The 282-nt window shown below is 40.8% G+C and carries 1 protein-coding gene; it reads right to left on the minus strand.

What is annotated here, in order from left to right:
- A partial coding sequence (locus LZP73_RS20905) for a hypothetical protein (protein ID WP_234236905.1) occupies nucleotides 1-282 on the minus strand: 282 nt, incomplete at both ends.

The raw sequence follows: 282 nt of genomic DNA on the forward strand, positions 1-282 counted from the left end.
TAGAGAAAGGACAAAATGGTTACCAAAACAATCTGCCAAACTAATGATAACCGAGGTGCAATCAAACTCCAAAGAGCCATCAACACTCCAAAAGTCAAAATCTGATTAAAAACCCAAGGGCCAAAGCCATATAGAAAGCCTGAGATAGCCATGGTTAGAGCCATAATGAGTAGACCATCTACCAAACCTAAATAGAGGACAGCGACAAAAAACATAGCTGTTATAGGCTGAATATTGGGAAGCCCTATAAAAGCTGACCGTAATCCAATGGCCAGTGCTGTT

Source organism: Shewanella sp. AS16, assembly GCF_021412365.1.
Taxonomy (GTDB): domain Bacteria; phylum Pseudomonadota; class Gammaproteobacteria; order Enterobacterales; family Shewanellaceae; genus Shewanella; species Shewanella salipaludis.